Origin of the sequence: Protofrankia sp. Cas3 (assembly GCF_963555955.1) — a bacterium.
Lineage (GTDB): Bacteria > Actinomycetota > Actinomycetes > Frankiales > Frankiaceae > Protofrankia.
In genome coordinates, this window is record NZ_CAUVXP010000013.1 from 23,063 (window position 1) to 35,164 (window position 12,102).

Annotated in this window: 7 protein-coding genes; all 7 read right to left on the reverse strand. The window is 69.8% G+C overall.

Translation table 11 applies throughout. The features are described from left to right. Positions 1 to 32: 32 nt before the first annotated feature. The 7 genes from U9983_RS04475 to U9983_RS04505 all read right to left on the reverse strand — a co-directional run bounded on the left by U9983_RS04475 (position 33) and on the right by U9983_RS04505 (position 11,770). Positions 33 to 1,895 carry a metallophosphoesterase gene (locus U9983_RS04475; RefSeq protein ID WP_322752801.1) on the reverse strand — a complete coding sequence of 621 codons (1,863 nt, stop codon included), beginning with the start codon at positions 1,893 to 1,895 and terminating at the stop codon, positions 33 to 35. Beyond that, complete coding sequence (locus U9983_RS04480) at positions 1,892 to 2,593, reverse strand: hypothetical protein (protein WP_322752802.1); 702 nt, start codon at positions 2,591 to 2,593, stop codon at positions 1,892 to 1,894. The genes U9983_RS04475 and U9983_RS04480 overlap by 4 nt, the downstream gene beginning before the upstream one ends. Then, the gene (locus tag U9983_RS04485; RefSeq protein WP_322752803.1) at positions 2,590 to 4,329 is read right to left on the reverse strand and encodes a GMC family oxidoreductase; all 1,740 of its coding nucleotides are present in this window, start codon (positions 4,327 to 4,329) and stop codon (positions 2,590 to 2,592) included. Before U9983_RS04485 ends, U9983_RS04480 begins: the two co-directional genes overlap by 4 nt. A gap of 199 nt (positions 4,330 to 4,528) precedes the next feature. Then, the gene (locus U9983_RS04490) at positions 4,529 to 4,972 is read right to left on the reverse strand and encodes an SRPBCC family protein (RefSeq protein WP_322749101.1); all 444 of its coding nucleotides are present in this window, start codon (positions 4,970 to 4,972) and stop codon (positions 4,529 to 4,531) included. Positions 4,973 to 5,038: 66 nt separating this feature from the next. Further along, positions 5,039 to 6,871 carry a hypothetical protein gene (locus U9983_RS04495; protein WP_322752804.1) on the reverse strand — a complete coding sequence of 611 codons (1,833 nt, stop codon included), beginning with the start codon at positions 6,869 to 6,871 and terminating at the stop codon, positions 5,039 to 5,041. 160 nt (positions 6,872 to 7,031) lie between these two features. Then, positions 7,032 to 10,658 (reverse strand): TM0106 family RecB-like putative nuclease, encoded by a 3,627-nt coding sequence (locus U9983_RS04500; protein ID WP_322752805.1) that lies wholly within the window; start codon positions 10,656 to 10,658, stop codon positions 7,032 to 7,034. Between the two features lie 98 nt (positions 10,659 to 10,756). Further along, positions 10,757 to 11,770, reverse strand: a complete 1,014-nt coding sequence (locus U9983_RS04505) for a hypothetical protein (RefSeq protein WP_322752806.1) — start codon at positions 11,768 to 11,770, stop codon at positions 10,757 to 10,759. Between the last annotated feature and the right edge of the window lie 332 nt (positions 11,771 to 12,102).

The following is a 12,102-nucleotide window of genomic DNA, read 5'->3' on the forward strand; positions in this document are numbered from 1 at the left end:
GCCTAGTCGGGCGCCGCCCGCCGCCCACGCGATCATGCTCCTTCCCGCGCGCCCGGCGGCCCCAAGCAGTCTGGCTGCTGGTCAGGAGCGGCTCGGGTGATGGTGATCGGCGATTCGATGAGGAATGCCTCCAGCGGCCGGTCGATCGGGGTGAACCAGGGTGTGCCGGCCGCGGCGTCCGGGGCGAAGCGCCAGCGTTTCGGGACTGCGCGAACCCCGACAGGATAGATCGTCAACTGTCCGTCCGGGCCGATGCGCAGCCGCAGGAAGTTCTTGTAATCGGCGATCCCCTGCGCGGCGAACAGTTCGTTGGTGTTCAGGCCCGCAATGCGGTCGGCCAGCCAGAGGTAGGCGGCGAGCACCTCGGTGGCGGCCAGACCGCCGACCGCGACCACCAGCGGTAGCACCCCGGCCAGCAGCCACGTGCCGGGCAGCGGGCCGGCGACGGCGACGGCGCCGGCGATCACGGCGACGGCCAGGACGAGCTGGGTGAGCCCGTGCGCGACTCCGGCGACCCCACCGCGGGCGGTACGGCCGGCCTTGGTCAGCGCGACGCCGGCACCCATGACCCCGAGGCTCAGCGCGAGCCCGGGAACACTGTTGATCAGACCCTCGAACAGGCCTGGGACGCCGGCGTGCCGCAGCCCGGCCGCGATGGCGTCGAGGCGGCCCACGGCCCCTCGCCCGGTGGTCCCGGCAGCGCCGCCGATCGCCAGCGCCAGCAGCAGGTGGACGCCGCCGAGCAGTGCGATCAGACCTGGTGCGAACGCCGGCAGGCCGACGATGCCGGCGGCAAGCCGGCGGGACGTCTGCGCATCCGGAAAAGTGCTGCTGGCCAGCTCGTAGTGCGCGGGCGGGTCGCTCTTGCCCGGTGCCCGCGACGCCGTCGGCGGCAGAACCAGCCGTTGCGGCAGCCGGTGGGTCGCGGACAGATAGGCGCCGCCACCACCGGCGGTGAACTTCTGGGCGGAGCCGCCGACCTCGGTGTCGCGGGCACATTCGCTGTAGCGGGCATAGTGGTGCCGGTCTCCGGTCAGGGACACCCGCACCTGTGCGCCGACCTTTCTGATGATCGTGCGTTCGAAGTAGTCGAGGACGGCATACGCCTCGGCATCCCCGTCGGCCGCACTCAGCCAGCTCGGTTTCGCGGAGCACAGGATGACCGCGTCACCGGGACGCATCCGCGCCGCGATCTCGATGAAGTACCGGCGCTGAGGGTCGTCGATGTAGGAGTCGAACTGGATGTCGATCCCGAGTAACCACCATCGGTGCGGTAGCTGTACCGCGAAGTAGCTGCGGGTCTGTTCGGTGCGCCAGCCCCCGATGCTCGAACCCTGGCAGAAGACCCGCATGAATGCGGTGAGCCCGTCGTACCAGTCGTGGTTGCCGGGCAGCACGAACAGCCGCGGCGCCCCGGCGGGATCCGGGCACGTCCTGGGCAGCGCGGCGCGGTACGGGCCGATCAGCTTGTTCTCGTAGCCGGTGATGCTCGGCGTGGGGTAGCACTGGTCGCCGCCCATCACCAGCATCCGGCCGCGTGGGGTGGTCGTCCCGGCAAGGTCGAGGCTCGGCGTGGCCAGCAGCGAGGCCATCGCGTAGGTCGCGTCGAATCCGTCCCCGAGGTCGCTGACGTAGTCGAACCACAGCTCGCCACCGTCCGGCGCCTCGGCGTAACCCGGCGGTTCAGCGCCGTCCGACAGGTCAGCCGGCGGCGCGGCCGGTAGCGCCGCCATCTCCTCCCGCTTGTCGGCATAGGAGCCGAGCACCGCGCTGATACCCACCCGCACGGCGGTGGCGAACAGCAGCGAGGGCGAGAGCCATCGGGTCATGGTGGCACGGGCGAACCCGAGCGCGCGTTCGCTGTCGTCGGCGGGCCGGGGCGGTAGCTGCGTCACCGCGGCTCCCCGATGGCGTCGGCGTTCCCGGCGGGCACGAACGCACCGTAGACCTTCCAGAGGTCCCCGAGAAACAGCCGGCCGAACGTCTCCAGGCCGCGGGTGGCTTCGAGCGCAGAACCCGATACCCGAAACGTCGTGAGCTGCCGCAGAAAGTCCGGGATGTGGATCGTGATGATGCCGGCGGCGACGACCCGCGCACCCGCTTCGGCGGCGGCAGGGTCCGCAGGGTCGGCAGGGTCGGCAGGGTCCGCAGGGTCCGCAGGGTCGGTATGGACATGGCCGGCGAGGATGCGGGTGTAGAGCGTCGAGGTGTCCCGCCACAGGTCGAACCCGGGGTCGTCGTGGACGTCCTTGAAACCGCTGAGCGTGAGCGGGTGCCCGGCCGCATCCTGGAACGGCAGCCGGTAGAGCATCCGCCTGCGCCCGGGTGCATCGCCGACGAAGAGGTTGAAGACGCCTCCCTCGACCGGCTGCCGGCCGCCCAGGACATCGCAGTCGACATAGCCGTCGGCGACCGCCTCCCGCATCGGGTCGGCAGCAAAGGCGTGGACGTCCCCGGTGCGGATGGTGAGCCGGAAGTGCAGTGCGGTGGCCTCGGCCCGGCCCTGCTCGTAGCCACGCTGCGGGTCGGTCTCGTCCAGAGTGATGAAACCCTTCATCGTCTCGGTGAATTCAAGGCTCGTCGGTTCGGTCATGGCGCTGCCTCCGAAGCGTTGTGGGCATCGCGAACCGGATCGGAGGCCAGGACGTGTTCGGCGAGCCGATCGGCGAAGGCCGCGATGGTCAGGGATGGATTGGCGCCGACCGGTCCGGGCATGGCGGCGCCGTCGGCGACATACAGGCCCCGGTGGCCGAACACCTCGCCCCATTGATTGATCACCCCGCTGGTGATGTCCGCGCCCATGCCGGCGCCGCCGAGCGGGTGCACGGTGATGACCCGGGACAGCAGGCTGAGCGGGTTCTGCTGGAAATCACCGCCCATTTCCTTTGCGAGGTCATTCATGATCCGTTCCAGTCGGTCGAAGTACGGCCTGCTGCCAGCGGGATAATCCGTAATCTGCAGGTAGTCGTCATGTACCGACATGCGTCCGGTCGGGACGTCACGTCCCATGCCGAGCAGGGGCATCGAACCGGCGGATGCGGTCCCCGAGCCGAGCAGCCGACTGATTATCATGTCGATCTGGGGCGCCGGGTTGTCGACGATGCGTGATCGGATCAGCTGGTAACCCGCGCTGACGACTCGTGCGGCCATGCCGGTCAGCTGGGCCGCCTCGATGAGCCATTCCGCGAAACCGGGATAACCGGCGTCCTCGATGTAACAGCCGCGCTCAGTGCTGGCGGGGATGGCGCCGTCACCATTGACGATGTCGTCGACCTGGTCGGGTACGCGAACGGCGGTGGTGATGACCGGCGCGTGCGCGCTGCCGAGGGACGCACCGGGCACCCCGCGGACGAAACCGAGCAGGTCACCGTTGCCGGAGAAACGCCGGCCGAGCATGCGGGAGATCCCGGGCAGGGCCGCGCGATTGCGTAGCAGCAGATAGGTGGTGCCCAGAGTTCCGGCGGCGAGGACCAGGCGGTCACACGTGATCATTTGCTCCGGGATGGTGGCGAGGGCACCGGTATCACCTGGAGTGTGTAACACATAGCCAACTGTGTAGCCTCCACCATCCCGCGGGGTGATCGAACGTACCTCGTGGTGGACCCGAAGGTCCGCGCCATGGTGCGCCGCGGCGGACAGGTAGGTGTGGTCCAGGGTGTTCTTGCTGCCGGAGTTGCACCCGAGGTCGCACTCGCCGCATAACACACAGGTGATTCGCGGTCGCCCGTGGATGTTTCCGTAGCTCGGATCCGGGATGGGCGCGCCCGGCACGGGCTGGGCACCGCCCGCCGCGAACGTCACCGCCAGCGGTGGCTGCTCGGCGGTGTAACCCAGGCGCCGCCCGGCCAGCGTGAGCAGCTCGGTGCGGCGGGAGGCCTGGTAGCCGGGTTGCCCGGCCGGGAACCGCTGGGCGCTCAGCATGGTCTCGACGGCCGCGTAGTGCGGTTCGAGGTCGGCCCGGGTGATCGGCCAGCTCTCGTACCCCCCGCCCGCGGGCGCATCCCGGATGAACCACTTCTCGTCCTTGCGGAGCAGCACGTTGGCATAGATGAGTGAGCCGCCGCCCAGACCGCTGGATACGACAGCCTCGAAGTCGGCGAACGACCATATGTCGAAAAGACCGTGGCGTCCCTGCATCGGGTCCCAGAAGTTCGCCGCGATGTCGGACGGCGAACGGGCGAATGACCCGGGGGGATACGCCTTTCCCCGCTCAAGAAGGACGACGCGTCGTCCTGCCTCGGCGAACCGGTACGCGGTTACCGCGCCGCCGAACCCCGACCCGACAACCAGTATGTCGGTGTGTTCAGCTCGAGTATCCTCGCGCGTCATGTTTCCATCCCCCATACCCGCGGCATGCAGACTGGGAACACTCCGCCTACGGGCGGGATTGAGTCAACCACACCGACCCGGTGGCTGTGCAGCGCGTAGTCGTGTCCCCGACAGGGGATCCGGTGGCCTTTTCGCGAAGCCGTCGAAGGCCGACATCCGCCTCCGGACCGAATTCCGTCAGCCGATTGTCAGCCGATTGTCAGCCCAGCCGAGGCGCGAGGTTGTCCAGAACGCCGTTCCACAGCTTGCGGATGCCGATTGGCGCGAAGGTCCGCTCGAAGAAGCCACCGATCCCGCTCGCGCCCGACCAGCTCGTCTCCACCGATATCCGGGACGTTCCCGCGTCGGCGGGCGCGACGGTCCACTCCGTGCGCAGAGTGGAGTTCTGGTCGGCTTCGATGAGCGTCCGGCCGGGAACGGGCGCGGAGACGACCGCCTCGACGGTGCGGACGCGGCGGCGGGTCGCGTGCAGCTGGTAGCGGATCCGGGTACCGGCGCCGGTACCGCCCTCGACCACCTCGTAGTCGGTGATCATATCGGGCCAGGCCTCAGCGCGGCTGCCCTTGTAGTCGCCGAGCACATCCATGACCGTCGCCGGCGCCGCCGTCACGACCCGCTCCACCACTACCTTGATCTGCGCCACCTGAACTCCGTTTCATGACCACGCCGTCCCGGCCTCGCGGCCCGGTAGGCCTCGGTGAGTACCTTGTCACGACCGGCCCGGGGCACTGTCGAGCAACCATAGATCGACGCCGTCGACGTACCGCCCGGGTGCACCCGCCAGCCCCGTCAGCAAGGTCACGAGCTCGTCGTGGTGGTCGCTGGGGCCAAGGATGATCGTGTTCAGATGGTAGCGGTCGAAGGTGGCCGCCAGCCCGGGTTGTCGCAATGCCGCCGCCGCGGTGCTCTGGCCCGTCGCGACGGCGATGAGGGCCGAGTTCAGCGGGTCGGTCTCCGGGTGGAAGCTGGACCGCCCAAAACGGTCGGGGACCGTACAGTAGCAACCCGGCATGGCGAAGCGGAAGTCAGCCTGCGCCTGCCAGAGCATCGCGATGTTCTGCTGGGGATACGGGTAGGGCACGACCAACGCTGTCGCAGCCGCGGGCAGGTTGTCGACCTGCGGGCCGGTGAAGAACCTCGGTGTGGCGGTGCTGAAGGTGATGGGCGTGGCCGGTACCAGCGGTACCAGTGCGGCGGCGGCAACGACGCCGGTGGCGGCGCGCAGCCGTGGTGGCCGTGCCTGGTCGAGCCAGAGCGCGATCATCACGCTCGCCGCCAGCGCGAGGTACAGCGACAGCCGGGACGGCAGTGCGTTGTGGAGCACCGGCCCCAGCTCCAGCAGGCGCCATGGCAGCGGGATGCGGGTGCCGCGCCCGCCGACGTGCAGGTGCGGGCCGAGCGACAGGACGGCGACGACGGCGAACAGCGGCGCACACACGGCCACGAGCGGGTTGCGGCGCAGCCGCACCGCGATGAACGCGAGCAGGGCCAGCAGCGGGAGGCCGACGTAGCCGCTGACCTCCACCGCGTTGCCGGAGAACCGCAGGCTCTCCCGGACCGCGACGTCCGGGCCGAGCGCCTGTAGCGGTGTGGGCGTGGCGAAGGTGAGCAGGTCCGACACTGCGATGTCCGACGGCTGGATTGATCCGTGGACGCGCTGCGGGCCGAAGAACTGGATGTAGAGCGGCCAGGCGAGCAGCACGGTGGCGACGACCGCGCAGACCGCGAGTCCGCGTACCGCCGCCGCGGCACGCGGACGGACCTGGTCGCGGTGGCCCATGCACAGGATCGCGATGCCGATGACCGCCACCACCGCCGATGTCGCCAGTACCTCCTCGCTGATCAGCGCCTGGGCGGCCACGGCCGCACCGAGCAGCCCGCCGGTCCGCGTGACGGTGCGTTGGCGGATGAGCAGGTCGTCCAGCAGCAGCAGGAGGATCGGGGGAAAGAGCGCGAACGACAGGTGCAGGTGCCCGTAGGAAGCGCCGATGATGTACGGGCTGAAGCCGTAGAGCAGTCCGGCGACGGCGGCGGGGAACGCGGCGGTCCAGCGCCGCATCACCAGGAACATCACCCAGCCGGACAGCGCCGGTGCGAGCGTGGTCAGCACCTGGAAGGCCACGAGCGGCCCGGCCAGCACGGTGATCGGCGCGGCCACCACACCGAGCAGCGGCACGCCGGTGCTCCACATGATGTTGACGCCGTCCGGAGCGTTCAGAAAGTGGGTGACGAACGGGTCGAGCCCGTGGGAGATCGCGTAGGGCGTCCAGGCCAGGTACCAGGAGAACAGAATGGCGTCACCGCCGCCGTAGGCCCTGCTGCCCAGCGCCGTCCAGCCGTCCCAGAATAACGCTACGGACAGTGCGCAGAACATTGCGAGGATCCCCGCTGCGACCAGCCACCTCTTCCTCCACGTGGCGGTATTCCGCACCGGGGCGGCCACCGGGGCGGCCAGCGGGCTGCCAGCGCCGATGTCTGTTGCCACACCGGTGTCTGTTGCCGCATCGACCTCCGAGAGCGCACCGATCTCAGCAGCCGTCACGGGCATCCCCTCACGTCGTCGCCGGCGAGCCGCCTCGTCCGGAGCACCGTCGTGGCGCGGACATCGCGCTGTGTGCTGGACTCTGCTGTCCTGGACGTCTCGCCAGCGTTTCGGACTCTTCCCCGCAGAAGCAGGAGTGTAGGTCACCGGAAACAGGTGACTACCGGTGGGCTTCGGGGCGCTGCGAGGGGAAACCGGTACGGGCCGTGGCCCGCAGCCGCGCGAGGCCCGCCAACAGGCGCAGCTCGTCGACCGTGCGCGCGGTGCTGTCGAGCAGCGCGGGTGACATCACCAGCGCCGCCAGTACCTGCGCCCGCGACAACGCGACGTTCAGGCGGTTGCGGGAGAGTAGAAAGTCCAGCCCGCGGGGAGCCTCGGACGCGCTGGACGTGGTCAGCGACACGATGACCACGGGCGCCTCCTGGCCCTGGAACCGGTCGACCGTCCCGACCCGGACGCCGTGGATCCCGGCGTTGCGCAGTGCGTGCTCGATGGCACGCACCTGACGGTTGTACGGGGCGACCACCAGCACATCCGGACCGCCCAGGATGCGTTCGCCGTCGAGGTCGACCAAGCGCCGGCGCAGGACGGTCTCGACCAGGCCGCGGACCGCCGCCACCTCCGGATCCGACCGGGTGGTGTTGGCGTGGTGCGGCACGTCGTGCAGGTAGAGGCCGGCTGCGATGCCGTCGACGCTGCGGGCGGCGGTCAGCGGGTGGGCGTGCAGGCGTCCCCGGTAGGCCAGCGCCGAGACCGGCTCGCACACATCCGGATGCATCCGTCTGGTCAGATCGAGGAAATAGCCGAATTCAGCCGGGATGACATCGTCCGAGCCGAGCAGGTGGGAAAGGGCTGAGGCGTCCGCGCCGTCCGGGTGGATTCCGGTGACAACCTGCGGGAGCTGCTGCGGGTCGCCGAGCAGCACGAGGTTGCGGGCGGCGCCGGCAACGGCAAGCGTGTCGGCGAGCGCGAACTGGCCCGCCTCATCGATGATCAGTACGTCGAACGGCTCCGCGCGCAGCGCGGGGTTGGCAAATGCCCACGACGTGTCACCGACCAGATGCCCGTCCGGGTGCGCCGCACGCCAGGCGACCAACGCGCGGAGATCGCGGGGGCAGTCCCACGGCGTGAGGGGGTCGGGCTTCTGCCCGGCCCGCAGCTTCTTCGCCGCAGGCATCCCGCTCCCCGGCATTCCTACGGCCGCGAGCATGGCGTTCTCGATCGCCTTGTGGCTGGTCGAGCACACCCCGACCGTGCGGCCCTGCCCGACGAGATGGCGGATCAACCGTCCGGCCAGATAGGTCTTGCCGGCTCCGGGCGGCCCCTGCACGGCCAGGTAGGACCCGGCGAGCGCGTCGACGGCGGCGAGCACCGTGGTGATCAGATCACCGCCGTACTCGGCCGGGTCGGGTAGACCGACCCGGCCGGCGGGCTGACCGACCAGGCGTGGCGGGCGGCGGCGCAGCAGATCCATCGCCGGGCCGTCGACGGCCGCACGGTTGGAAAGGCCCGCGGCGACGGCGCTGGCAAGCTCCGCGATCGCGGCCGGTTTCGGTTCGGGACGCACCGGGGCTCCGGGCAGCACCGCGATCGGCAACTCGGTGGTGGTCCCGCCGGCGCCGGCCCCGTCGGGCATGGCGGTCTCGCGGATGAGCAGCCGGTCCGGGCCGGCACGCTCGATCTCGCCGTCACGGGTGGTGCCCGCCGCCCCGCCGGTCCCCGGGTAGAGCAGTCGCACCCGTTCGCCGTCGGAGTACGGGTGGGTGCCGTCAGGGTCGAGGGTGGCCAGCAGGCCACGCCGGGTTCGGGTGCGCCGCCCGGACGGGACGACCCAGTCCTCCACGACGGTCCAGTCCAGCGGGACGGCGCAGTTGTCGTTCGCCTCCAGCGCCGCCCGGTCGGCGGCGAGCCAGCTGAAGAACTCCCACCACGCCGGTTTGTTCTCGCGCCGGTGGTAGCCGACGGCGGCGGCCAGCAGCGCCCGCGCCCGCTCGTCGTCCGTCCAGGTCGTCGGGTCGTCCGGTAGGCCCGCGACCAGCGCGTCGACGGCCGCGCCACGATGAGCCGCGGGCGTGGCCGCGGTGTCGAGGTCCGCCGGCGGGTCCACCGCCGCCACGCCCACTATGCCCTGCGCCGCGCGCAGCTCCAGCAGCCAACGATGCAGACGGTGGGTGGATACGCAGTCGACCCGGTTGTACTCGGCGATCTCACCGAGGATGTGGTCGGCGGCGGCGCGCTCGGAGTTCGCCAGGTGCGCCACGACACTCTCGTAGGCGACGATGCTGTCGACCGCGGTCTTGACCTCCGCGCCACGGGCCCCGGGCAGGTACAGCGGTTCCAGATACTTGATCGAGTATGAGCGCTGGGAGATCTTCAGGCTGCGCCGGACAACCGTGTAGAGGTCGACGAGGCTGTGCCCGGCAAGCAGGTCGTCCACCTGCCGTTCGCGGGTGCCGTGCCGGGCCGCCAACCGCTTGAGGGCGTTCGGCTCGTACGGGGCGTAGTGGTAGATGTGCGCCCGTGGATGGTCGGCGAGCCGCGCGGTCGCCCAGTCGATGAACTGTTCGAAGGCGCGTTTCTCCCCGGCGCGGTCGTGCGCCCAGAACGGGCGGAAGACCTCCGCATCCGCGCCATCCGCGCCATCCGCGCCATCCGGCGGCTGTTGGCCGTCTAGGACTACTGCGCCGAACAGGTATTCCAGACCGGTGTTACCCAGGGCGTACGGGTCGCCCTCCATGTCGAAGTAGATGTCGCCGGGGTCCGGGGCGGGTAGGGACGCGAGCCCGTCCGGGACGACCACCCGGACGGTGACGGTGCCGGTCGGGTCGTCGTCGGTGCGGGTGGCGTCCTGGATGACCTGGAGCTCCGCCTGGAGCCGGAGCCCGGCGAAGGTTGCCGCGGCCATCGTCGGTGGACGTTGGTCGTCACCAGCCGTGGCGAGATCATCGACCGTGGTGATTGCGGCGGCCCGCAGCTTGCGGCGGGAGTCGGTGCGCAGGCCGGCGACCAGCGACAGGTCACGGGCGGCTTCCCGCCCCTTCGCGCAGTGGCCCGCGAACGCACAGGTCGGGCACGCCGGTCTGGGCTCAGCCCAGGAAGGTGCCGGGATCGCCGGCTCGGTCGCGAGCTGCTCGGCCAACCGGATGCGCGCGTGATCGACCATGGGTGCGACGTCGTCGACCCGCAGCGACTCCAGCCGGTCGTCGCCGAGCAGCAGGTGGATGTGCGCCGCGACCTCCACCCCGATTGTCGGCAGCGCCTGGGCGTAGGCGGCGAGCTGCAGCACCGCGGCGGGGCGGGTATGCCGGGCGAGTTTGGCGTCGTACGGCTCGTAGCGGCCGGGTAGTGGTTCACCGGTGTGTTCGCCGGTGATCGGATCGAGGTGGCTGGCGATCAGGAAGTCGGGTCGGCCCTGGAAGGAGCCGTCGAAAAGCACGCCCTGGTAGATGACGGCGACGCCGGCGGCGACGGCGTTGCGGGTCTGATTCCTCGCCGCGGCCAGCGCGGTCAGGGTGTTCTCGGGTCGTTCGATCACCCGGACCGCAGCCGGGCCGAAGACGTGGACGAGCCGCTCCAACCAGCGCCGCTCGTGGGCCTCACCGTGGCGGACCAGCAGGTCGTCCGCCTCGGACGTGTTGATCGGCGCGCCGGTGTCGTCAAAGCGCACGCCGGCCGCGCGGGCATGGGACAGCGCAAGCCGGTGCCCGCACTCGAGCGTGTCGACGACATCGCCGGCAGACACGACCCACCGCGCATGTCCACCGGCGACGCCGTCGAATCGCTGCATGTCCCCCCCCATCCGCCTGATGCCCACGAACCCCGTAGTCGTCCTGCTCGACCATCCTGCCTCGGCAGTTCGACCATCCTGCCTCGGCCGGTGGCGGCTCAGCCCGGCCGGGTGCCGTACCGGCTGGTGGCGTTCCTGGCCAGCTGGAGTGAATCCGGGTCGGCGGCCAGCTGTTTGCCGTCCATGAAGCTGAACCCGAACAGGCCCGCGGCGGTGATCTGCCGCACGTATTCGTCGGTGAAAATCGCCCGCAGGTCGTTGGTCCAGGTGGCAGCGGTGCCGTCGTCGGGTTTGTAATGCGCAACCATGACCGGGCCGTACCGGCCGAGAATCTGCGTCATCCTGCGGATGTCGTCGACATTGCTTTTCGAGTCCATCGCCTGGAAGCTCTGGAAGTCCGACTGGCGCAGCACGTCGTCGAAATGCCCGATCAGTGAGCGCCCGCCGCCCTTTGCCGGGTCGTCCCAGCGGGCCTGCCAGCCACCCCAGCCGAGTGAGACCTTCGCGTTCGGCGCCATGGAGTGGAAGATGCCCATTGCCGCGATGTACTGGTCCTTCAGCTTCAGGTAGTAGTTGGTCACCTCGGGTGTGGCCGCCCAGGTGTTGGCCTGGCACGGGTAGGTCTGCAGTTCGGTGAACAGCGTGATGTAGAGCGGCGGTCCGTCCGCCGGACCGGCGAATATCTGCGCGAGTCGTCGGGTGTCACCCAGAAAGGCTGATGACAGCGGGTAGTCTCGGCCGCACGCGGAGCCGTACTTGGTCTGGACCGTGGCGACGTGACCTGCGCCACCGAGCCACACGACGAGGTGGATCGCGCGCCGCTCCGCGTAGACCCGCGGGATGAGATCCTTCGCCCAGTTCGTCATGAATCCAAAGTCGTTCGGGCTGTTGTACCAGGTCGTGAGCATTCCCAGCTGGTCGGCGATGGGCGATGTCGAGTCGCTGTCGAGAGAGGGACCGAGGCCGAACACGAGCTTTCCGGTCTTGCCGAATACGGCCGGTCGGGGCGATCCGCCGGCGGCGGCGCTCGTCACAGCCCCCACCGCCCGCGTCTGGCCGGTTATATCCGGTAGCGACCAGGTGAGGATGCCGGCGAGTGTCGCGAGAAACACAAAAGACGCTTCAAGTGGGCGAAACGACTTCAATACGAACAAGGCGGGCTTCTCCGCGGTTTCTCCCGAAGTGTCCCCCCGGACGGGGGGTAGCGTACATGCTGCCATCGCGCGCAGATGGACCATGTGGAGATCGCCGCTCGAGTGTCCGTGATGACAGCCGGTGTCGGCAGGCACCGGTTACCGGCCCGTTTCGTCGAAAAGACGCAATTTCGCGGGGCGGCGGCGGTTACGATCTCTTTCAGCTGGCGTGAGTGGTCTGCCCCGGAGGCCGGGGTCCCGGCCGGATCGGTGAGGACCGCTCAGCCCGGCGAGCACTGCTCTTTTCACGC